General features: G+C 41.7%; 13 protein-coding genes and 1 pseudogene. 5 read left to right on the top strand and 9 right to left on the bottom strand.

From position 1 onward, the window contains the following. Positions 1 to 53: 53 nt before the first annotated feature. The 5 genes and pseudogenes from E1160_RS07220 to hutC form a co-directional block, all read right to left on the bottom strand. Positions 54 to 1,646: a peptide chain release factor 3 gene (locus tag E1160_RS07220; protein ID WP_155154434.1), complete on the bottom strand. Its 1,593-nt coding sequence runs from the start codon at positions 1,644 to 1,646 to the stop codon at positions 54 to 56. A 100-nt stretch (positions 1,647 to 1,746) separates the two neighbouring features. Then, positions 1,747 to 2,334 carry a phosphonate metabolism protein/1,5-bisphosphokinase (PRPP-forming) PhnN gene (locus E1160_RS07215; protein ID WP_155154432.1) on the bottom strand — a complete coding sequence of 196 codons (588 nt, stop codon included), beginning with the start codon at positions 2,332 to 2,334 and terminating at the stop codon, positions 1,747 to 1,749. A gap of 59 nt (positions 2,335 to 2,393) precedes the next feature. Next, positions 2,394 to 3,921 (bottom strand): annotated as a pseudogene (gene hutH, locus E1160_RS07210) (histidine ammonia-lyase). Between the two features lie 21 nt (positions 3,922 to 3,942). Then, a complete protein-coding gene (gene hutU, locus E1160_RS07205; RefSeq protein WP_155154430.1) occupies positions 3,943 to 5,616 on the bottom strand; it encodes a urocanate hydratase in 1,674 nt (557 codons plus the stop codon). A 22-nt stretch (positions 5,617 to 5,638) separates the two neighbouring features. Further along, a complete protein-coding gene (hutC, locus tag E1160_RS07200) occupies positions 5,639 to 6,364 on the bottom strand; it encodes a histidine utilization repressor (RefSeq protein ID WP_155154428.1) in 726 nt (241 codons plus the stop codon). A gap of 173 nt (positions 6,365 to 6,537) precedes the next feature. On the opposite strand from hutC, the gene E1160_RS07195 reads away from it, so the two are divergent. Further along, on the top strand, positions 6,538 to 8,562 hold the full coding sequence (locus E1160_RS07195; protein ID WP_155154426.1) for a tetratricopeptide repeat protein: 2,025 nt from the start codon (positions 6,538 to 6,540) through the stop codon (positions 8,560 to 8,562). Positions 8,563 to 8,568: 6 nt separating this feature from the next. Here the strand turns inward: E1160_RS07195 and E1160_RS17440 are convergent, their stop codons facing one another. The 3 genes from E1160_RS17440 to E1160_RS07180 form a co-directional block, all read right to left on the bottom strand. Next, positions 8,569 to 10,908 carry a CHASE2 domain-containing protein gene (locus E1160_RS17440; RefSeq protein ID WP_155154425.1) on the bottom strand — a complete coding sequence of 780 codons (2,340 nt, stop codon included), beginning with the start codon at positions 10,906 to 10,908 and terminating at the stop codon, positions 8,569 to 8,571. A 26-nt stretch (positions 10,909 to 10,934) separates the two neighbouring features. Continuing rightward, positions 10,935 to 13,052, bottom strand: coding sequence for a beta strand repeat-containing protein (locus tag E1160_RS07185; RefSeq protein ID WP_155154423.1), 2,118 nt, complete (start codon positions 13,050 to 13,052; stop codon positions 10,935 to 10,937). Positions 13,053 to 13,280: 228 nt separating this feature from the next. After that, a complete protein-coding gene (locus E1160_RS07180) occupies positions 13,281 to 16,409 on the bottom strand; it encodes a FecR domain-containing protein (protein ID WP_155154421.1) in 3,129 nt (1,042 codons plus the stop codon). A gap of 368 nt (positions 16,410 to 16,777) precedes the next feature. Between E1160_RS07180 and E1160_RS07175 the strand changes: the two genes are divergently transcribed. From E1160_RS07175 to E1160_RS07160, 4 genes are all read left to right on the top strand, one after another. Then, positions 16,778 to 18,499, top strand: coding sequence for a peptidase domain-containing ABC transporter (locus tag E1160_RS07175; RefSeq protein WP_155154419.1), 1,722 nt, complete (start codon positions 16,778 to 16,780; stop codon positions 18,497 to 18,499). Beyond that, positions 18,496 to 19,785 (top strand): HlyD family type I secretion periplasmic adaptor subunit, encoded by a 1,290-nt coding sequence (locus E1160_RS07170; protein WP_155154417.1) that lies wholly within the window; start codon positions 18,496 to 18,498, stop codon positions 19,783 to 19,785. The genes E1160_RS07175 and E1160_RS07170 overlap by 4 nt, the downstream gene beginning before the upstream one ends. A 133-nt stretch (positions 19,786 to 19,918) precedes the next feature. Continuing rightward, a complete protein-coding gene (locus tag E1160_RS07165; RefSeq protein WP_155154416.1) occupies positions 19,919 to 21,220 on the top strand; it encodes a TolC family protein in 1,302 nt (433 codons plus the stop codon). Positions 21,221 to 21,344: 124 nt separating this feature from the next. After that, positions 21,345 to 22,646 carry an SPOR domain-containing protein gene (locus E1160_RS07160; protein ID WP_155154414.1) on the top strand — a complete coding sequence of 434 codons (1,302 nt, stop codon included), beginning with the start codon at positions 21,345 to 21,347 and terminating at the stop codon, positions 22,644 to 22,646. Positions 22,647 to 22,683: 37 nt separating this feature from the next. Here the strand turns inward: E1160_RS07160 and E1160_RS07155 are convergent, their stop codons facing one another. Beyond that, positions 22,684 to 23,082: a hypothetical protein gene (locus E1160_RS07155; protein ID WP_155154412.1), complete on the bottom strand. Its 399-nt coding sequence runs from the start codon at positions 23,080 to 23,082 to the stop codon at positions 22,684 to 22,686. Between the last annotated feature and the right edge of the window lie 60 nt (positions 23,083 to 23,142).

Raw genomic sequence — 23,142 nt, 5'->3', positions numbered from 1 at the left:
AAAAAAAAATAGCTTTCTTAGTATTTTATTTCACAATATTTATGATTTTCTGATCACGATCTCTCTTTTGTTTTATCGAATCTAACATCAGGATGATTTTGAATTTGGTGATTCAGTTCCCATCCATTTCTGGCTAAAAATACAGGGGCACCGTCTCTATCTTCACCCATAGCGGAACGATTTCCGTCCATAAAAGTCTTCAATTTTACGGGGTCTTCACTGCTTACCCAACGTGCTGTTTCGAATGGTGCTGTTTCAAGAGATACGTTAATGGAATATTCTTGTTGAATACGTGTAACTAAAACATCTAGTTGAAGCTGACCAACCACACCAACAATCCAGTTAGCCCCTAAAGCAGGTTTAAATACTTGTGTTACACCTTCCTCAGCCAGACTCTCTAAAGCTTTTTGAAGATGCTTGCCCTTCATTGGATCATCAAGGCGGACGCGACGAAGGATTTCTGGTGCAAAATTAGGAATACCTGTGAAACGAATAGTTTCACTCTCGCTTAGTGCATCGCCTACGCGTAAAGAGCCATGGTTTGGCACACCAATGATGTCACCGGGCCATGCTTCTTCTGCAAGTTCGCGATCCTGTGCAAAAAACATGATCGGGTTATAGATAGCCATTGGTTTGCCTGAACGCACATGTTTCAATTTCATGCCACGTTTAAATTGACCAGATACCAAACGCACAAAGGCAATGCGGTCACGGTGGTTCGGATCCATATTGGCCTGAACTTTAAACACGAAACCAGTCACTTTATTTTCACCGGGATCAATCACACGTTCTTCAGTTGGTTGTGGACGTGGAGATGGGGCTGCCATACCAATACCGTTTAGCAATTGGCGAACCCCAAAATTTTTCAAACCACTACCAAAGTAAACTGGACATAAATGGCCTTCGCGATAGCTATTCATATCAAATTGTGGGCAGGCTTCCATGGCAAGCTCTGCTTCTTCTTGTAGGCGTTCCCATTGATCAGCAGGGATCATTTCACCAAGCTTAGGGTCATCCGTACCTGTCATCTCATGAAGCACAGGCCCGTCTTCCGTATATTCCACGAAATGGTTTTTGTGTAGATCATATACACCACGGAAATCAATACCCGAACCAATCGGCCAAACCATCGGCGCACAATCCAATGCAAGTGTTTCGGAAATTTCATCCATTAATTCAAATGGGTCTTTTGTTTCTCGATCCATTTTATTAATGAAGGTTATAATTGGAATGTCACGTAAACGGCAAACTTCAAATAATTTCTTTGTTTGCGGCTCAATACCTTTCGCTGCGTCGATGACCATTACAGCAGAATCAACAGCCGTTAATGTACGGAATGTATCTTCGGAGAAGTCTTCGTGACCCGGTGTATCAAGCAAGTTATATGTATTGTCACCATCGATAAAGGTCATCACAGACGTGGTCACTGAAATACCACGTTGTTGTTCGATCTTCATCCAGTCGGAGCGTGCACGACGACGGTCGCCCTTTGCTTTCACTTCACCAGCCATACGGATCGCACCACCCATTAACAATAGTTTCTCAGTCAATGTGGTTTTACCAGCATCCGGGTGAGAAATAATCGCAAAGGTTCTGCGTGAATCTGCTTCGTTTTTTACATTTGGGGCAATTGCAGGGCTGGCCATGCGTGTTACTCCTAAAGAAATAAAAGGGGACGTAATGTTGGGGAGGGTCATAGAGACTTAGACCCGTAAACTCAAGTAATAATATTACAAGGAAGCGAATTTATGGTTCCTGAAGGATTTTTTGAATGACTGAGTTTGCTTGGGTAAAAGCTTCGTCACTTTCACCATCTATCTCTATTCTTAATATATCGCCTTCATCGGGATAGGGGAGATCATGCCGTTTTAAGCGTTGGGCGATTTCTTCTTCACTTTCGCGTCCGCGTGCCTTCAATTTTTTGAAACTGGTATCAAGTGGTGTCTCAATGTGAAAGATCTTCACTGGAAAATCAAATTCACGTGCTTGCTCGACCATCGTGCGGGATACATTAATCATAACATGCTTACCGTTCTGTAGTTCAGTTAGCGCATGACCTGGAATACCGTAACTATGCCCATGTGTGTGCCAATGGAGAGCGAAAGCGCCACCTTCTTCTGCATTAGAGAATGCTTCAATAGTCGCATGTATATGCGTTTCATCAGGCATATGAACGGCGCGTGTGATCACACGATTTGGAAAATGAAAACGTTCGTCTGTTTCATATAATTCACGAAAACGTCTCAGAAGTGGTCCTTTGCCGGACCCACTGGGTCCGACAAAAAGGAACAATGTACCTGATTTGGTTTTGTCATGATCTGTAGGATTAGCCATGACATCTCCATCCCTATTGAGGTTCACGTGGTAATGTGCACTTTGTTTTTTGTTGTGCCTTATTGGCTAGGTAGCACACTGCTGGAAATAAACTTAAGGAATTTTCCATCCAAAACCAAGCTTTTAATTGCTTCGATGTCTGGTGCGAAGTAACGATCCTTATCATAATAAGGTGCTCTTTCACGGATCATAGACATTGCTTCTAGCAAATCAGGCGAGGTTTTCATTGGCTTATGGAAGTCAATACCTTGAGCTGCCGCCAATAATTCGACAGCGACAACACCAGCAACATTTTCTGCAATATCAGTTAGACGACGCGCGGCAAATGTGGCCATAGATACATGATCTTCCTGATTTGCAGATGTAGGTAGCGAATCAATACTTGCAGGATGGGCCAGTGTTTTATTTTCACTTGCCAAAGCTGCAGCTGTGACTTGTGCAATCATGAAACCGGAATTAACACCACCATCTTCGACTAAGAATGCTGGTAAACCACTAAGAGCAGGATCCATCAGTAAGGCAATTCGACGCTCGGACAAGGCACCGATCTCAGAAAGTGAAATGGCTAATTACTGATGACATAGCAACAGGTTCTGCATGGAAGTTGCCACCGGAAATTACGTCGCCATTATCCGTAAAGACGAGGGGATTGTCAGAAATTGCATTACTTTCAATTGCAAAAGTATTCGCCGCAAAACGTAAATGATCCAAGCATGCACCCATAACTTGTGGCTGACAGCGTAAGGAGTACGGATCTTGGACACGATCACATTCTAAATGGCTGTTACGAATATCGCTTCCTTCCAATAGGTTACGATAAAGTTCTGCAGCATCAATTTGACCTGAATGCCCGCGTACAGTTTGAATGCGTGGGTCAAATGGTGCATCTGATCCCATAGCCGCATCAACAGATAGTGCCCCGCCGACAATAGCCGCAGCAAATGTGTTTTCAGCTAGGAATAATCCTGCCAAAGCAAGTGAGGTGGAGGCTTGGGTACCGTTTAACAAAGCCAGACCTTCTTTTGGACCTAGATCGACAGGGTCCAGACCAAGTTTCTTTAAGCCTTCTGCCGCTGGGATGGTGGTACCTTGATAATCAACATCCCCAATACCTAGTAATGCGCATGACATATGTGCAAGCGGTCCTAAATCACCAGATGCGCCTACAGACCCTTTTTCCGGGATTACAGGATAAACTTCATTATTATAAAGAGTTACAAGATTTTCTAAAACCTTCCATTGAATGCCCGAATGCCCGCGGGCTAATGCGTTTACCTTTAGTGCCATGATTAAACGCACAACGGAATGACGCATTGGTTGGCCCGTACATGTTGCATGGGACATAACCAGATTAACTTGTAGTTCTTTTAGTTTATCTGCTGGGATACTAGTGCGGGCAAGACGACCAAATCCTGTATTGATACCATAAACTGTCTCGTCATTATCAATGATATCTCTAACAGTCTTAACAGATGCTTCTACGGCTGGGCGTGCCGCAGAATCCAGCTCGATCTTTGCCCCATCATAGATTGCACGACAATCTGCAAGTGTTAGATGACCAGGAGTGATTTTGATTGTTGTTGTCATTTTCATAAATCCGTTAAAATCTTATTTCATCATTGGTAGGTTTAGGCCGTGCTCTTTTGCACAATCTTTGGCAATGTCATAACCTGCATCAGCATGACGCATTACACCTGTTGCTGGGTCATTCCATAGAACGCGACCGATACGATCCGCTGCTTCATCTGTGCCGTCACAACAAATGACCATTCCGGAATGTTGGGAGAATCCCATACCAACACCACCGCCATGATGTAAGCTTACCCATGTCGCACCACTTGCAGTATTTAATAATGCGTTTAGAAGAGGCCAATCTGATACAGCGTCAGAACCATCCATCATGGATTCAGTTTCACGGTTAGGGGATGCCACAGAACCGCTATCCAAATGATCACGACCAATGACGATAGGTGCTTTTAACTCTCCATTTTTCACCATCTCATTGAAGGCAAGACCAAGTTTATGACGTAGGCCTAATCCAACCCAACAAATACGTGCAGGCAAGCCTTGGAAATGAATGCGTTCTTTTGCCATATCCAACCAATTATGGAGATGAGGGTCATCTGCGATGATTTCTTTTACTTTCTGGTCAGTTTTGTAGATATCTTCAGGGTCACCGCTTAATGCAGCCCAACGGAAAGGACCAACACCGCGGCAGAAGAGGGGGCGAATATAGGCTGGTACAAATCCTGGGAAATCAAAGGCATTTTCAACACCTTCTTCTAATGCGACCTGACGGATGTTGTTGCCATAATCAACGGTTGCAATCCCCATATGGTGATAATCCAGCATTGCCTTTACATGCACCGCCATAGATTTCTTGGCTTCGCGGGATACTTTTGCCGGGTCATTCTGACGGGCATCTTCCCATTCCTGCAATGTCCAACCGGCGGGTAAATAGCCGTTTACGGGATCATGGGCAGAGGTTTGGTCCGTTACCAAATCAGGTTTGATCCCTTGTTTCACCATTTCAGGGACAATTTCTGCTGCATTGCCAAGTAAGCCAACAGAGATAGCTTCGCCATTTTCAACAGCTTCGTTAATCATTTGCATCGCTTCTTCAAGGCTGTCTGCACGTTTGTCCACATATCCTGTGCGGATACGGAAGTCGATACGACTTGGTTGGCATTCAATCGCAAGACAACAATAACCAGCCATAGTTGCGGCTAGTGGTTGTGCACCGCCCATACCGCCAAGGCCTGCGGTTAAAATCCACTTTCCTTTAGTATTGCCATCAAAATGCTGACGACCTGCTTCTACGAAAGTTTCGTAAGTCCCTTGTACGATGCCTTGGCTACCGATGTAAATCCAGCTGCCTGCGGTCATTTGACCATACATCATTAAGCCTTTTTTATCTAATTCGTTGAAATGGTCCCAGTTTGCCCAATTAGGTACAAGATTGGAATTCGCAAGCAAAACACGAGGGGCGTTAGAATGAGTTTTAAATATACCAACAGGCTTACCGCTTTGAACAAGAAGCGTTTCATCTTCTTCCAGTTCTTTAAGAGATTTCACAATAGTATCAAAACTTTCCCAATCGCGTGCTGCACGACCAATACCGCCATATACAACGAGCTCATGTGGATGTTCAGCTACATCTGGATCAAGGTTATTCATCAACATGCGCATTGGCGCTTCAGTTAACCAGGATTTACAATTCAGTTCTGTACCAGTTGGGCTTTGAATTGTTCTTGCATTGTCTAATCGAGATGTATTGGACATATGTCGACCTTTCTAAGAAAACTTAGAAATCGACAGCTTCCTTACGGGAGTGAAAATGAGCCCCCAAGCTGTAGCGATTTCCGGGATGATAGAGTTTTGCTACAGAAACAACTTGTCCAGATGACCATGTACGTCGATTAAGAAGTAAGCATGGCTCCCCATTCTTCATTTGGAGATGGCTGGATGTTTCTGTAGATGGTAGTTGGGCTTCCACAAGATGCTCAACCTCATCAGCCGGATTTGTTGCAACCAGATAGGCGTTAGGTGTGGTTTCTGTGAAGTCACATTCCAAGTAATCTGGTGCTGTTTTAGGGTTAACGAGACGATCTTCCAACTGTAGAGGTAAATCATTTTCCTTGTGAAGCAGGATTGTATGAAACAATTCATCTCCTTCAGAGATATAGAAGGTTTGTGCCTGATCTTTAGACGCCTGAATTGTTTCCTTCATAATGATTTCGGTGGAATGTGTATTGCCACGTTCACGAATGTCATCAGCAATATTTCTCAATTCCAACAAAACGGATGCAGGTTGTGGGCCTGCAACAAAAGTTCCCAATCCCTGAACGCGCCTTAGGACGCCTTCTGCAGTTAATTCACGCACTGCACGATTTACAGTCATGCGGCTAACGCCAAGCTCTTTTAGAAGTTCGTTTTCTGAAGGGATTTGAGAATCAGCAGGCCATTCACCGGAACGTATATGGTGAATAATATGATCTTTGATTTGTTTGTATCTTGGTTGATCAGTCATATTTGGCCTCGTTTTGTAGGTTGTATATACAAGTAAGATTTGGAGATCGTCAATATCTTTTTTTGCCACTATATAGCATAGATCATGAATTGCAGAATCTTCAGCAATTTGCCATAGTAATTTCAACAAGTTAACTTCTTGAAATGAAGTTGTAGGAGACAACGGGAGATAAAATGGGTAGCGATAAGCGCAGTGAAGATTTTCAAAAGTTAGAGCAATTGATAAATATGAATCAATTAGCCGATGCCGAAGCTATTGTGAAATCTTTGCTATCTGAAAATGCATCGGATGCATTAGCACTTAATTATTATGCCATTATCGCTTTCAAGGCAGGGCAGTTGCCTGAGGCAATTCAATTTGCTGAACAAGCCGTTTCAAGCCAACCGGATAATGTGCGCGTGTTAAATACGATTGGGTATTTAAAACGTGTAGATGGGCAATTTGAGCAAGCAATTACTTATCTTAAACGTGCAATTTCATTGGATGATAAGAATGTTGAAGCATTAAATAATCTAGGTATTGTGCATTTTGAAAATGGTAGTTTTGACGAGGCAATCACTTCCTATCATCATGGATTGAGCATCGACAATAAAAGAGCTGATATTTTTAATAATCTTGGAAATGCACTTGTTAGAGGCGAAAGTTTTGATGCAGCTATAGAAGCTTTTGATGCCGCGATCAAACTTGCACCTGAATACGCGCAAGCCTGGTCGAATAAAGGTGAAACGATCCTTAGACATAAAGGGTTGGATGAAGAAGACCGTCAACAACAATATCGTGAATGTATTGAAAAGGCGGCTGGCTTGGCACCTGATTGGTTAAATTTGCAATATAAATACGCAAACTTACTTTCGGGAGAGAAAGAAAATGAAAAGGCAGAGGAGGTTTTACGAAAAAGCCTTTCAAGTATAAACCTTTCCATACAGCATGTTCCCATGATGGTTCAATTGGCCCGATTACTAGATGGAAAGGTTGAACTTGATGAAGCTTTACTATGGGCAAGACAAGCTTTGGTTTTTGAACCGGATAATATAGGTGCCTTACAAGTGATGGCACATATTTCCTTACGTATTGGCCATCCTGTTGAAGCAATTGAGCTTTATAAAAAGGCAATTACATTAAAACCTGACCTCGCAGACTTACATTATGGATTGGGTAATTCTTACATGCGCCTTGAGCGAATTCAAGATGCACTGGATTGTTACCTTAAGGTGCATAATATGGATAAAAATAACCCTCGTGGTATTTTTGCACCTGCAGCTTGTCTTCTTCTAAATGGAGAATATGAAAAAGGATGGGCTGCTTATGAATCAAGATACAGGGTGGATGGTTTTAAACCGAATGTCCCGAATGTGATGGATCGCTTATGGGATGGTTCGCCTTTAAACAATAGACATCTTGTCGTTCACGTTGAACAAGGATTTGGGGATACATTTCAATTTTGTAGATATCTTGAAGTTTTGCGAGAGAGAGAAGGGGATAATTGCAGAATAACCCTACTTTGTGAGCCTGAAACAATCAGGTTGCTCAAAAACATAACTGGTCCTGATGAAGTTCTCTCCCTAGGGGAGAGGCATCAAATTAGGTATGATGTTCAAATACCGTTACTTTCGTTACCTCATCGCATGGGGACAAGCTTACAAACGGTTCCGGCAAAAATCCCTTATGTTATTACTCCAGAAGAATGTAAAAATGCCCTCAACAACATCGAGGGTACTGAATTGAAAGTGGGTATTGTTTGGGCTGGACGTCCGACACATTCAGATGATCGATATAGAAGTATTGATATAAATATTTTTTCCAAGCTTTTTGACGTGAAAGAAGTCGCATTCTATGCATTGCAATGGGGAGAACGCGCAGAAGATCTAAAACCGTGGCTTGATACTCATGCAAATGTTGTGGATGAACGCGAAGGATTAAGAGATTTTGCAGATACCGCAGGTTTAATTGAACAACTAGATTTGGTTATAGCAGTGGATACATCTGTTGCCCATTTGGCAGGGGCGTTGGGGAAGCCGGTTTGGACCTTAATTCCCTATGGGGCTGAATGGAGATGGCTTTTAGAGCATGAGCGCACACCTTGGTATCCAACGATGCGTTTATATAGACAGAAAGTTCTTGGTCATTGGGGACCCGTCTTGGATCGTCTAAAACAACATTTATATGATGTGTTAGAGGAAAAAAAAGCTTCTAACTAATTGTTACTATTTGGTTGTAGCGACAAATACACCATCCCAATCTTGAGGGGGTGGTGTTTCGCGATAGGTTGCAACACGTTCTAGATAGATATCATAGAAGTCATCCATAATTGTATCGACACCACCTTTTAGGGACGCAATTTGATTTTCCACTAAATCCCAATTTTGAGCGCGAAAATTTGATATCATCTCATCATGCTTTTCTTTGTGTACCGTAAAATGAGACATATCCATTTCTTTATGACTGCCAAGCAAAGTGAAAATCTGAACAGCTTCTGTCTTACCTTTTACTGCAATAAGATCTAATTCAAGGGTCGCATAATCATTGCTGACTTCTGATGCTGTTTCTGGCCCTAAGACAATGCCAACTCCATAACTTTTTGATTGTCCTTCCAGACGTGCTGCAAGGTTGACAGCATCTCCAAGAACTGAGTAGTCAAAACGTTGATCTGATCCCATATTTCCAACAACACAATCACCAGTATTTATACCTATACCGATATTAAGAGGGAGAAATGGGAAATTTCCATCTTTTGCTTCCTGTTCTCTGACCGTGTTTAGCTCTTTTAAAGATTTAAACATAGCAAGGGCAGAAGCACATGAATTATGCTCTTGATCAGGGTCAGCAAGTGGTGCATTCCAAAAGGCCATGATGCAGTCACCCATATATTTGTCGATTGTGCCACGTCTCTCCAAAATCTCGTTTGTAAGCGGTGTAAGAAGACGGTTGATCAGGCGAGTGAGGCCTTGTGGGTCCTCTTTATAACTTTCTGAAATCGTGGTGAAACCACGTACATCACAAAATAAAAGCGTCATCTTTTTAGTTTCACCGCCTAGCGTAAGTTGATCAGGGTTTTCCGCTAGTTGTTCTACTAAATCCGGTGATAAATATTGTCCAAAAGCAGTTCGTACCTGTTCCTTTTCTGCTGAGTCACGTGCATAATTTGCAAAAGTCAACATAGCATAGATAATGACCACCGAAGCACCGGGATAGGTGATATCCAAAAGTAAGAGTTCGTTTACATATAGATACCAACTGGTTCCAACTAACCCGCCAAGAACTATAGTTAATCCGCCTAGCGTCCACATCGGTCCAACGCGTGGAATAAAGAAAATCATCAATATCCCGGCAATAAATAGAACGCCCATTTCAAAACCCTGCATTTCTACAGGGTAGGCGAGATATTGTTTTTCCCAAATTGTTTCAATCATATTGGCATGAACTTCCACACCGGGAAGGCGCGCGTTGATTGGTGTATTACGGATATCAAGTAAACCTACAGCTGATGTGCCTACCAAGAAGATGCGCCCAGCTAATTTTTCCGGACCAACACGATCATTTAGAATATCTGTTGCGGACACATACCAACGTCCACTGTTATCAACCTGGTTGAATAAATCTGATTCTGCGAAATAAACCCAAACTTGACCACGAGGGTCTGTTGGAATGATATAATTGCCTTGGGGGGTTTGTAATCTGACGTCTTCTACGCCACCATCATTGACGGTTACTACGATGGAGTTACCACCGAGAGCCACATTTAAGACCTCCACACCTAATGCTGGTTTAGGCACACCTTCTATGACGGAAACCGCAGGAACACGTCTGACAACCCCATCTACTTCTTCCTCAACTGAGAAAACGCCATGTCCGGTAGCAGCCTGTTCTAAAACGGGAATATTATGAACAAGAGTAGGTTGGTTCACTAAATAGGATTTAGGATCAAGTTCGGTATCAATGATACGTGTATCTCTGAAACCTTTAACGGAACTATCATGCGCATCGGATACTTTTACTGTACTCGAATCTGTTTTTTGACTGGCTTGTCCCATCACAACACGAAAAGTCCGCATGACATTGGCCATGGTTTCGTCATTACTTGGTAAAGATTTGAGATTGTTTACTGTTTCAGCAGATGCACCGCGTAAATTCTCTGCAATAATGGACGGATTTGTTTTGTCAGGTTCAGCAAAGACAACGTCAAATCCTGCGACAACAGCGCCAGCATTTCGAAGCTTTGCAAGGAGTTTTGCGACTTTATGGCGTGGCCAAGGCCATTGACCTTCTTCGGCTAAAGTACGTTCATCAATATCAACAATGCCAACTATGGGATTTTGTCCCGCAGGTGTTGTGATTTCACGAGGTGCAAGGCGATTATATAGATCAAAGGTCTTTAGTCTGAGAGCTTCTACTGGATCAGGATCAACAAATCGAATACCAGCCATTGAAAGTAAAATCAAAACCGCGCCATAAGTACCAATTTTCCGCCACCACCATGCTGTTGCATGACGGTTTTTTTGTTCAGAGGGCGCTTCTTTTTTTTTTGATAATAAACTCTTATTCACTTAGCAGTACCATTCAGGAATTCTGATTAACCCGGAACTATGTTCACGTTCACCGAAACGTTAGAACCAACATAAATTACTCCGCCATTCGTTGTGTCTTCATATATCGAATATGTATCTGCATATGCGCCCATACTGGAGGTGTCTGTATTTGAAATAGTTCCCCTAGAAGTAAATTCGCCGCCAATATTGATTGAAGCTTCAATTCCTGAATTCGCTGCATAGAAAACTAACGCGTCCTGTTTTAAACTGCTGTCTACAGAAACACCACTCAAAGCTGAATTAGTATCTTCGGATATGGACTTTATCATTGCAGAATCGACTGTTATTTCGGGGTCAAAACTAATTATATCGATGATTTCAAATTCGTTTATGTGCCAAGAATTTGTAGAAAGATCTACATTGCTTATTTTTAACACATCTTGGTCTCCAGCTCCGCCATTTATATAGTAGGAGGCTGAACTTGTACCATCACTCAGTGTGAAAGTGTCATTGCCACCATTTCCATAGAAAATATCGTCTCCATCACCACCGTCTGTTGCTACATCATCGCCAGAACCGCCAAAAAATACATCTTGCCCAGATGTACCCGTAAAGACAAGGTCCCCTGAATTGTCGACCCCGTCTGAAGTAACATAAGTCAAATCAAGAGCAAAAGTATCTAATCCATTATTATCTGTAAGAGAGAGGCTTCCTACAACGGTGGTACCATTATAGCTGTTACTAAATGCTTCCGATCCTGTAGAATCGACAACTAAAATTTCTTGGAAATTATCATTAATAGTATCAGCAGTCATAAAGTTCCATGCGCCATGATTCATATTATGAGTTGCATCAAGACGGAGCTCCACTTCGCCAGCACCTGTAATTGATGAGCCATCATTCGGTGTATCATTTTCAATGCCAGTGAATTTCAAGGTACCTGAGTCATCGTAACTTTTTGCTGTATAATGTGTGTCATTACTGAAGGAGATGCCACTATTTGCGTTACTGTCTATTGTACCGTTATTCGTAAGATCGCCATTTAATGTTAGTGTCGTACTACTCGCTAGACTAAGTGTCTTGCCTTGGTCAATGATATGATTATTGCCGAAAAAGCTTACATTATCCGTGATATTGGTGTCTGAATAGATAATTGTACCGCTAGATGCAGTAACAGAGTTATCGATATTTAGGGTGATATCTGTATCATTAACTTGGAATACGCCAGACGCAACCTCCAGATTATTGACATGCAATTCTGCGCCTGAATCACCAGAAAGCCCTGTATTTTGGGTAACTGTAAGCGTTGAGGTTGCATCATTATCGAATTTTAATTTTGAGTTTGAGGCAATAAATAAATCACCGTTTGATGTATCTACATCCCCTTGCAGGTTTACTTGGGTATTCGTGCTATCGAGCGTGATCTTGCCTGTATTTGTGATGTTAGTCGTTATATTTGAAATCGTATCGTCACCAGCATTCGTGCTATTAATTGATAACGTACCTGAATTAATAAGGCTCTCCGTACCATTGTTGGAAAATTCTGATCCAATTGCCAAATCAAGCGTTCCAGAATTTGTAAAACTGGAATTGAAGGTTAAGGTTGACGCATTCCCCGGCGTGGGTTCATCATTAATAACTTCGACGAACATTGCCATGGATAGGACGCCTGAGTTTACAAATGCGCCATCTATTGTGACTGTTCCATCTTGTGAATTACCTAAGCTTAGACTACCTGCATTCGTAAAGGTATTTCCATTTGTTTCTATTGAAGCGCTGACATTTGAACCACCATTACCAGTGGTAAATGTAGTGAGACCGTTATTGGTGAAATCTCCACCTAAAGAGAGTGTTGATCCACTTAATGTGCCCGTCGCGAAATCAAGGGTTCCTGTAGAGGAGATTGATCCACCTGATTGAGCATTTACAAGGGAGTCGTCGATAACAAGTTTACCATGGTTACCAATATTCAAATCGACATTATCAGTCGTCAAAGTACCTTGATAAACTTCTAAAACGCCCGAACTACTAGAACTACTTCCGTCCACATTCAAAACACCACTGTTGACGCTAGATATGCCTGAAACATTTGTAAATTTAAGCGTTCCTTGATCGGTAGACGTTAATGTGGATCCGTCAACAGTCAGAGTGGCACCATCCACTTCCAATGTGCCTGTTGAAGCAGAAATATCTATGTTATTTGTAAAAGTCGTATTGCCATTGATATGGATTTTTCCTGTATTTACGATACTAGTCGAGACAGAGCCACCATTTAAATCAAGTGTACCGCCCGAATTGTTCGTGATCTGGCCGCTGCCAGTTATATTTGCAAGGCTGCCGAGGCTTCCCGTATTGGTGAGACTGCCTGCAATACTTAATACGCCGGCATTTTAGAAGTTGAAATCAACGGCATTATTATATGTTTGTCCCGACGCAACAGAAACTGTTGAGCCGCTATAGGAACTTATATTCAGGGATGTATTCGTAAAGCTCGTATTGCTACCCAGTTGAAGGTCAGAACCACTGAGTAGTTTCAAGGCACCAGAGCCATTATAAGTTGCGCTTGTTGCGTCAAAATTACCTGATGCGTATCTATGTATTGTCGATGTGCCAATATCAATATTACCATCAAGCTCAAAATTACCACTTAAATCAATACCGCTACTGCCGCTTGTAGACATTGATGAACTCGCACCAAAACTACCACCATTCATCAAACTTAAAGTGCCACCAGTTGTTTCAATAACACCATTATTCATATTAAACACGGTGGAAATGGAATTATAATTGGTGGACGACAGAGTCGCGCCATTCTCAAAATTAAGAGTACCAGAACCATTTATATTGGAGGATCCACCCAAGGATAGAAGGGCGGGTGTACCACTATTGGTCATCTCACCGTTGATGGTTGCAGTCTGATTCGAGTTTAGGATTAAATCATCGTTGTTTGTAAGATTAGCTGATAAAGTCAGGGTATCTAATGTTAATGTTTCATTATTTACAACAGTACCAGACCCTTGAATGGTCAGATCATTATTAGTTGTGGTGGTAAAAGCTAAATTTAATTGCCCATCTACATTTAGAACAGCACCACTTTGCAGGTCAATTTTATTGGCAACGTCATCATCCACAGAGAAAATTTGACCACTGTCAACTGTCAGCGTCGATCCGGTCGTCATAGTAATAGAGGTTAAGCTGTCCAGTGTAGTACTATCAGATAGTTTAAGTTCGGTTCCACTGCCAAAATCTGTATTTTGGATGTTTAGTGTGCCTTGGTTTGATGTCAGGACACCACTACTAACGTTAGAACTGTCAATTAGAAGAGAGCCTGTATTTACAAAGTTCAATTCCATATTTGATGCACTAATAAAGTCGAGAATTGAGTTTGCGCCCAATGTGCCGTTAGATATAGATCCAAGTAAATTGAAAGACAGATTTGTACTGTCGTTACCATTGCCAAAACTTGCATAAGTTGAAGATTCTGTAATTATTTCAATATTACTTAATGTTTGGGTATATGACCCTTGATTCACAACAACTTGATTTCCGTTTGCAACGAGGCTGCCAAGATCAGATGCACTTTCATAGACGACTGTATCTATACCATCTTGACCATTCACGTTAATAGCAACAGCCTCACTATTCGTGTAATTATTAACTGCGATTGAATCATTACCGGCACCTAAGGATAGGTTGTTGAAATTGGTAAATACATCAAAATCAATGAGATCGGTACCCGCATCAGACACTGTGCTAAACATATCACCTGAGGAATTATTTCCAAAGGTACCAATCGGATTCGTAAATTTAGTTGCAACTAGAGTATTACTTGGATCAAAAACGCCATCAGTATCGATTGTGCCAGCGCCAAGCTCTACAAAGAGGTCTGTCCCACTTCCCACGCTTGGATATTCGAGTGTGTTGTCCCCAGAACCACCATCATAGCTATCATAACCATTGCCTGTACCTGCAGTAACAACATCGTTGCCCCCACCTGCGCCAATTATATCATCCCCGGCCCCTGCGTAAATAATGTCACTGCCCGCGCCGGTTTGAATTATATCATCACCGTCACCACCTGTGACATTATAGTTAGTTGTATCACCAGCTGAAGCTGTAAAAGTACCGCCGCCCGAAGAAAGAGATACGCTTGTATAAACTATTCCGCCTCCACCAGTCGGAGTATCATCTGTGGTTGTTCCTGTATCTGTATTTGAAGTGGAATCATCAGCAGTCGGTTCGGGCTCTGGCTCTGGCTCTGGCTCGTTTATTACAACGACAATCTCAGTCTCTGTCTCTACTTGATCTTCTTCATTATCCACTTCGATAACAATTTCGACTAAATCGCTGTCCAAGACATCATCAAATTGGCTTTGGTCATCGTCAGTGGGATCTTCACCTTCAGTGTCGGTTCCATTTTCTTCCGAAGCCTCTAGGAGGTTATCGAGTTGGATATCTATTTCTTCACCAGTAGCTTCTTCAATTTCTTGTTCAATAATTTGCTCTAGGCGCTGTAAATCTTCCTTACCCAAAGCATTTAAGGCAACATTATTGCTGCCAATAACTTCAGCTTGTGTACGACTAACCTCAAAGGTTCTGATCGAACCGGATGGGTCAAGTTCACCAACAGCTGTATCAAAGTTGTTTGTTAGAGAAATCGTTTCCCCGCCTGCGGTGATGTCAATGCTTCCTTCCAAAACTGAAAAAGTAAATAAAGCTTCGCCATCAACCAATACAGAACCGGTAACTGTAGTGCCACGAATACCAATTGTTGCTACTGGCGTATTTACCTGCATATTGTCATAGTTATCATGTGCGATCTGGCCGCTGACAAATACAAAACTTCCTTTAAGGATAGAAAACGCAGAATTGCCATTGGTCTCGGTAGGATTGTAAACTAACTCATCAAGTGCGAGCCTTGCATCTTCACCTAAGGTAAAGATTGTATCATCTGCAAAACGCAGTTTAATGGAACCATCTGAATTAGTCTCAATTTGATCACCTTGATATACAGGGTCACCTAATTTTAGTTCAACGCGGCTGCCATTTTGTCGAACGGCAAAAGCGTTTCCAGATAAAAACTCCACATTGCCGATAGGATCACCAATAGCGCCATCAATAGTTTGGGCCACTTGTCCAGGAGCTAAAGGAAGTAGAAATGATTCTACGAGCTGGGGTGTGAGTTTTACATTTTGATTTGCAACCAGATCAGGCGGGGTGACCTGATCAAAATAGTTTTCTACCACAACAGTTTCGCCATCCGGCAGCGTTAGTTGCAAATCATTACCTTCGCGATACATCCGCGCATCTGTAATGAATTTTACGTTTGGTAAAGAAATTTCGGTTTGGTTTTCAGCATTTAAATACAGATTAGGCTTATCAATTAAGTGAGAAGAAAGTCCATTTAAGCCGGAAGGTGTCAATGACGTAGATCCCAACAAGGCAGATTCTGGATTTAACATTTCTGATGATTGATTCCCGCCAATCCCGGTAAAAATATCGTTCGTCAAGCGCGCCATGACGTAACCTCAACCTTCCCAAATAAATTTCCTTAGGCGAATATTGGAAGTCTTGCTTTGGACTGCAAGTATAATCAATGTCCCGAGCGTCATCTGCAACTACGTTTTCCCAAGTCGTATGCCAAGTTAGCTCATTCGCTTATCATCAAATCTGCCCAACTATATTGTTGCATATTTTCTTTAAAAATAAAAAGAAAAAAAGATAAAATGCATCATAAATACTTGGTATTTTTAATATTCTAAAACCGATCTGGAATGTTTAATAGTCTAGATATTGGTATGGTTGCAATGTATTAAAAATAAAAGTTTCAATATTCCGTACTATTCGTAAGATGATCCAAGTTGTTATTTAAGAAAGGAAGAAGTCCGTGAAAGAGAAATGGCTTCGATCACTGATACTCGACAGTAAAGTTATTTTGTTTGAGGCTTTACTTTCTTCTTTCTTTGTAAATCTGTTGGCTTTGGCAATTCCTGTATTTGTTCTGCAAGTTTATGATCGTGTTGTTTTCAATGCTGGATATACGACATTGCAAGGCTTGGTGATTGGAATGGTACTTGTCATTCTATTTGACGGTATTTTGCGTTATGGTCGCGTTCGATTGTTTCAATCTTTTGGTATTCAGTTAGATGGTTTGATTGGCCGGGCATTAATAACGAAAATTCTGAACTTACCACTACGAATTTTGGAAACACGAAATACCGAAAGCTGGCATCAACTATTCAAAGATCTGGACTTAATCCGAAATAGTTTAAGTGGGGCTTCTGCTGCGCTGATATTTGATTTGCCTTTTGCCGTGTTATTTCTGGGAGTTGTATATTTTATTGCGCCTTCTTTGGGGATCGTGTTTTTGGTTATTGTGCCCATGTTTGTGCTTTTGGCTTGGATATCTGGTGCTATGCATCGGAAGATGGTTACAAAGGAACGTGAAGCACAAATTAATAGGGATCAACTGCTTAGTAATATTTTACAAGCACGTACTACAGTTAAATCCTTGGATATGGCGAGCAGTTTGCGAGGTAAATGGGAAGCCTTACACGCCTCTGCAATAACTCAGTCTTCAAATCGCGGCCGTGTAGGGGATGCACATCAAGTTCTTGCCGGGCTTATGGCGTTAGTTTCAACAGTCGCAATTACCTCGGTAGGCGCCTTATTAATCTTGCAACAAGAATTAACGATTGGATCATTGATTGCTTCTAATATGTTAGCGGGACGTTTGGTTGCCCCGATATCGTCTCTAGTTGCTCAATGGAAAGGGTTTGCCCAGATGAGGTTGGCAAAGGCCCGTCTTGATGAGTTATTTGCGCTTGAAGAAGATCGTGTGGATGCAAGTATTGAGCTGCCTGAGCCGCGCGGGAAATTCAAATTCGAAAATCTTTCATTTCGGTATTCTGAAGGCGGGCGACCTGTTATTAATGGGATATCAGGAAGCATAGGACCTAAGGGACTTTATTGCATTATGGGTAAAAATGGTAGCGGAAAATCCACGTTATCTAAGCTGCTTGCAGGTCTTTATCAGCCAGAAGATGGACGTATTCTTTTGGATGAGGGGGATATGAAACAATTTACCCGATCTCAACTTTCGAAATGGATTGGAGTATTACCGCAAGATACCGCATTAATATCAGGTAGCGTTAAGCAAAATATTACTGCGTCTAATCAAGATTACACTGATGCTCAAATAATAGAAGCGGCAGAATTTTCAGGTATACATGAAGTTATCATTGACCATGCGGATGGATACGATGCGGAAGTTGGGGAGAATGGTAGCTTTATGTCAGGTGGAGAGCGTCAACGGCTTTGCTTAGCCCGAGCCGTGATTGGTCGGCCCCCAATTCTATTACTTGATGAACCAACAAGCCATTTAGATAGTGAAGTCGAAACTCTGGTTGCAAAGCGTTTATATGATTATGCCCGCGATCGCACAGTGATTTGCGTTACCCATTCCCCTGCTATTTTGAATAATTCTGATTTCGTATTGCTTTTAGATAAAGGACGTGTGGCAGTAGCAGGTCCTTCAAGTAAAGTATTAGAAGAATTGCGTAAGAAAAAAGAAGTCAGTAATTCTGAAACTGTAGAGGCAGAATTATGAGAAATAGCCTTGATACATTATTAGAGACAAAAACATATACTGGTAGAAAAATAATCCGATGGATCGTTATGCTACTTCTGACCATATTTGGCGTATGGGCTTTCTATACAGATTTGGATGAGGTTGCTGTTGCTTCGGGAGAAGTGGTGCCACAAGGAGAACTGAAAGTCGTACAGCATTTTGAAGGGGGCGTAATTGATGAACTTTTGGTGCAGGAAGGTGATTTCGTAGAAGAGGGGCAGGTGCTTTTAAAATTGAATCTTGCAGGATCTGCCTTAAACCTTGATGAGCTAAAAGTTCGTATAGATGGTCTTCTTTTGCGTAAACAACGTGTGCAAGCTCAGATAAATGGAAAGCCCTTTATGCCTGACGAAAGTCTATCGGTACTTTATCCTAATCTTGCTACTTCTGAGATAAACACATTTCATGCTGAACAAGCTGCGCATGATGGTACTATTTTGTTGATTGAGCAAAAAATCAAACAAAAAGAGTTAGAAGTTGAAGAACTGGTTACTCATCTGGAAACGGTTCAGCAAGATCTATCCTTTACTTCTCAACGACTTGAAATGTCACAGACTTTAATTGTCGATGGGTTAATGTCGAAAATCGAGCATTTACAAATTTCCAGTGAAGCCGAAAAGTTGCGAGGACAAGCAAATGTATTACAGAAGTCCATCCCACGTGCACGCAGTGCAGTAGATGAAGCAAAGGCTGAACGTTCAGAAGCTCAATTGAAGAGGCAGGCGCGTCTTTCTAATGTTCTTATTGAAACAGAAACGGCGATTGCTTCTGTTCAGGAAACATTGGACCTTGCTACAGATCAAAGTCAGAGAGCAGATGTAAGAAGCCCAATTAATGGGACTGTAAAAAATATTCGTCACAATACAATTGGTGGGGTTGTCCGCCCTGGGGAAGCGATTTTGGAAATAGTTCCCGCCGGGGATGATTTGCTTATCAAAGCAGAATTAAGTCCCGTTGATCGCGGTTATGTCGAAGTTGGTCAGAATGCTGTTGTCAAGATTTCTACTTATGACTTTGCAAGATACGGTGGCCTAGAAGGTGAAGTCGTTCGTATTAGTGCGAGTACCAATACAACTCAAGACGGCATACCTTTTTACGATGTTATTGTTAGGACAAATAAAACCTATCTTGGGAATGAAGGTGAATACCCTATTTCACCTGGTATGCAAGCAACAGTCGATATACATACAGGTACAAGGACGGTATTTGATTATTTGATACGGCCAGTACTTAAATTAAAACATGAAGGTTTTAGAGAACGTTAATCTTGATGAATACTTGGTTTTTCTTAAAATGCTAGTCAGCTTGGGAAATCTCATGTAAGCTGAGGTGGTTCATGAATAGTTCGGGAAACAAATCGTTGAAAAAGAAACTATTTCAACGATAGGGGTAAATTAGATGCGACATATTTTGTCTGCAACATTGCTTATGTCTAGTACAATTTTAGGCTTTAGCAATTATGCATCTGCGCAAAGTTTAGAAGAAGATTTGCGTGATTTGTTGGAATTACATCCAGCCATTGAGGCTGCGCGCCATGGGGTTCAAGCGACTCATGCATTGTTGGATGCAACAGAAAGTAATTTATTACCAACGGTTTCATTATACGGGGATTTAGGTGAAGAAAAAACCGATAGTAAAGTTCGCCGTGATAGCTCCCTAGGTGACGCTAACTGGTCGAGGGATAAATATACACTTACCTTACGCCAAAATTTGTTTAATGGGTTTTCAGATACAGAATCCATTGCTGCTGAGGAAGCAACTTTACGAGTTTCAGAAAGTACCTTGGCCGAGGTAACTGCTGAAGAAATGTTACGAGGCATCGTCGCTTATATTGATGTATTGAAGTATTCAGAAATCGTAAGATTGTCTCGCGAACGTGAAGAAACAATTGCGGAGCAGATGGAACTCGAAAATGAACGAGTTGAACGTGGTTCTGGCATTGCTGTAGATGTATTAGAAGCTAAATCCAGATTACGCATTGCAAAGGAAAAAACAGTATCTCATATTGGTAATCTGGAAAAAGCGGAAGCAACATATGAGAGAGCATTTGGCAGACCAGCAAACATTTTTGAAATGAAGGATGTTGAACCGCCTTTCGAGTTGTTGCCAGCCTCCAAAGAGGAAGCGCTTTCCATTGCTCTTGACTTACGTCAATCAATTAAAGTTGAAGAATTCGCTGCTCAGCGCTGGCGTCATGTGACTGAAGCAGAAAAAGGGGGGTATTACCCTTCTATAGATTTAGTTGGCAGTCATGATTATGAAGATGATGTCGGCGGAACGGCAGGTGCAACAAGAACGTCTTCTATCATGGTGCAACTAAACTGGGAGCTGTTTTCAGGTCTGGAGACTGATGCGCTTGTCCGTGAAGCATCTTATAATGCATCTTATTATTCTGGATTAGCTCTTGATGAGCGTCGTAAAGCAGAAGAAGATGTTTTAACAAGCTGGAGTGAGTTGCAACGTAGTCAAGAGCGTCATGATCTTCTGTTAAGTGCCGTGGATATTGCTGAAGAGGTTTTTGCTTCCCGACAAAAGCTACGTGATGCTGGTAAAGAAACTACCATTAACGTTCTTGATGCAGAGAGCCAAGTATATGAATCAAGAATTAAATTGATTGAGATGGATTATGTCTCACGTGCGGCAGTTTTCAAGGTTCTGGAGGCTACAGGATTGTTACAGCCAGAAAACCTTGCGTTGTGATATGAAGTTATAGGCAATTAGAATTGAGTTTTCAGAATTAGTTATACCAATATGTTGAAAATACTGGATTTTATATGTTGATTCAGGCATCTTTTGATTAGGTACAAATTAAGAAGTAAGTATTGTGGTTAAAAATTCTCATTTTTCTTTAAAGAATGTTGCAACAGCAATTCTTGCTGGTAGCGTTTTAGCTGGTTGCACAACTGTTATGGTTTCCGAACCTGAAATAGATACTGTAAATCGCGATTACACTGAAGAACAAATTATTAGGCCTGTGAGTTTAATTCCTGGGGATCGTTTCCGTTGGGATAATCCTGATATGACATGGACGGTTACATCTGCCGAGCAAGATAAATTAAACTGGGAGAGTGATACAGGGGCGCAACAAGAGACATCTTTGAACCCTTTGTTTCCTGCTTTAGCTTGGAGCAGTGATTCTGGCGCTGGCAAACGATTATTATCTCAACTTCAAGGAAGTTTTTTTCCAATGGAAGTTGGGGCGCAAGTCCTTTTTAAATCCACGGTTAGTACAGATAAACCTCCTTACGCTTGGGAATTTGACTGGGCTTGCATTGTGGCCGGAGAAACGAGAGTAAATTTGCCGATGGCTGCGTTTGATACATTTCGTGTTGAATGTTCCCGTCAGAAACCTGAAACTTGGACCTTCTATTATGCGCCGAGCTTGGGTTATTATGTAATGACAGAACATGTTGGGCGAACAGGTGGTGCCGTTAAACGACGGATTCTAACTGGTTATGATCGACAAGGGGTTGTCGTTGGGTCTCTTTCTCCTCATCAAGGGGATAAAACCACACCTGATGGAACAATGGTCATGTCGCCGGATGCTATACCTTCTTCAAATGAAGATGCACCGCCGCCTCCGATGGTGATTCAAGAGGCAAGCGTCTCCAATGAAGTGATAGTTGCTGAAAGTGAAACTGTAACTCCTAAAGTTGAAAATTCACCTGTTGAAGAGGTTGTTGTTCAGGAACAAGTCGTTTCTGAAGTGGAAGAAGAGACTTCTAATTCTGGTGAAGATATTATGTCGATAATGCCTGATGATGGTCAGGTAACGATAGCTACAAAAGATGTTGATAAACCCATTACAAAGCCAGAGTCAGTAACAAAACCGGAAAGTAAGCCTAAAGAGATTGTTATTGCTGCGCCTCCAACCGGGTATTACCTGCATGTTGCGTCCTATAGTAAAGACGCAAATGTATCGCGAGGTTGGGATATTTATCAGAAGAAATATGAGTTGGAATTGGGAGGAATGTCGCCACATAAACTGGTGATAGAAGTTCCAAATAAAGGGCGTTTTACCCGTTTAATGGCAGGACCTGTTTCTGGTGGAAATATTCAAGCTGAAAACTTATGTAAGGCGCTAAAAGCCCAAGGGCAATATTGTTCCGTGTATCAACAAAACTAACAATGAAAGCCAGCTTTTAGCTGGCTTTTTTCTTAACTCAATTCATCGACATTGATGAAGGGGCTTCCACTTCTTCTACATAATGTGTCTTATCTTCCAGAATGTTTAAGAAAGCCCAACTACCACCGGCCATAATACCAACGAAAATGCCAAAGATTAAAAGCAACATTGTCATAATATTGGACATGGATTTCTTTTGTTGCTGCAAATTACGAACTTCAGCAAGTAATTCAGTCACTTTTGCATCCACGTCATCGGTTTTTGATCCCACATCTGATTGAAGACGGATAAGGGCAGATGATAAATCAGCACGTAAGGTGCTATGAGCTTGTTGTACAGATTTTGATTCGGCAGCAACAATTCGAAGTGCTGCACGTACTTGTGCTTCAACTGCTGATAAATGTGCTTTTAATTCTTCGCGAGAAAGGTCGCTCATGCTAAGTCCTTGTGGTTTTATAAATTCAATATGTATCAAATTTTATATAATTAGAATAAA

Source organism: Curvivirga aplysinae (assembly GCF_009711445.1).
Taxonomy (GTDB): Bacteria; Pseudomonadota; Alphaproteobacteria; order UBA8366; family Aestuariispiraceae; genus Curvivirga; species Curvivirga aplysinae.
The sequence above is the reverse complement of the archived record's forward strand: the minus strand, read 5'-3'. Positions and strand labels throughout refer to the sequence as shown.

What these genes read in the sequence shown, in the direction of transcription:
- E1160_RS07170 (WP_155154417.1), top strand. Translation starts at nt 18,496, where the DNA reads ATGAGAAATAGCCTTGATACATTATTAGAGACAAAAACATATACTGGT.
- E1160_RS07165 (WP_155154416.1), top strand. Translation starts at nt 19,919, where the DNA reads ATGCGACATATTTTGTCTGCAACATTGCTTATGTCTAGTACAATTTTA.
- E1160_RS07220 (WP_155154434.1), bottom strand. Translation starts at nt 1,646, where the DNA reads ATGGCCAGCCCTGCAATTGCCCCAAATGTAAAAAACGAAGCAGATTCA.
- hutC (WP_155154428.1), bottom strand. Translation starts at nt 6,364, where the DNA reads ATGACTGATCAACCAAGATACAAACAAATCAAAGATCATATTATTCAC.
- E1160_RS07215 (WP_155154432.1), bottom strand. Translation starts at nt 2,334, where the DNA reads ATGGCTAATCCTACAGATCATGACAAAACCAAATCAGGTACATTGTTC.
- E1160_RS07195 (WP_155154426.1), top strand. Translation starts at nt 6,538, where the DNA reads ATGGGTAGCGATAAGCGCAGTGAAGATTTTCAAAAGTTAGAGCAATTG.
- E1160_RS07155 (WP_155154412.1), bottom strand. Translation starts at nt 23,082, where the DNA reads ATGAGCGACCTTTCTCGCGAAGAATTAAAAGCACATTTATCAGCAGTT.
- hutU (WP_155154430.1), bottom strand. Translation starts at nt 5,616, where the DNA reads ATGTCCAATACATCTCGATTAGACAATGCAAGAACAATTCAAAGCCCA.
- E1160_RS07180 (WP_155154421.1), bottom strand. Translation starts at nt 16,409, where the DNA reads ATGGCGCGCTTGACGAACGATATTTTTACCGGGATTGGCGGGAATCAA.